The following is a 445-nucleotide window of genomic DNA, read 5'->3' on the forward strand; positions in this document are numbered from 1 at the left end:
AGGCGGTTGCCGGGAGATCCGGTGGAAGGCGAGCGCATCCTCGATCACCGCGCCCTGCGAGAGTTGGCCGACCGTGGCGCGATAGATCATCTGCCAGGGTGTTTGGCTCTTAGGAACTGCAGGTATGCCCTCGGCTTTGCGCCGCTCCAGTTCCGCCTCGTCGACCAGCATGTCGCAACGCCTTTCATTGAGGTCGATGCGTATGCGGTCGCCCGTGCGCAGATAGGCCAGTCCTCCGCCGACGGCGCTTTCCGGGGAGGCATTGAGGATCGAAGGGCTGTCCGAAGTTCCCGACTGACGACCGTCACCGATGGTCGGCAGGCTGGTCATGCCTTTTCTCAGAAGTGCGTCTGGCGGCTGCATGTTGACCACCTCGGCGGAGCCGGGCCAGCCGATCGGACCGGCCCCTCGGATCACGAGTATGGTGCGCTCGTCGATTCCCAAG

The 445-nt window shown here is 64.3% G+C and carries 1 pseudogene; it reads right to left on the reverse strand.

From position 1 onward, the window contains the following. A pseudogene (locus ACM6UT_RS23475) lies at positions 1-445 on the reverse strand (dihydroxy-acid dehydratase); the annotation flags it as partial.

The organism is Ciceribacter azotifigens, assembly GCF_048159625.1.
Classification (GTDB): domain Bacteria; phylum Pseudomonadota; class Alphaproteobacteria; order Rhizobiales; family Rhizobiaceae; genus Allorhizobium; species Allorhizobium azotifigens.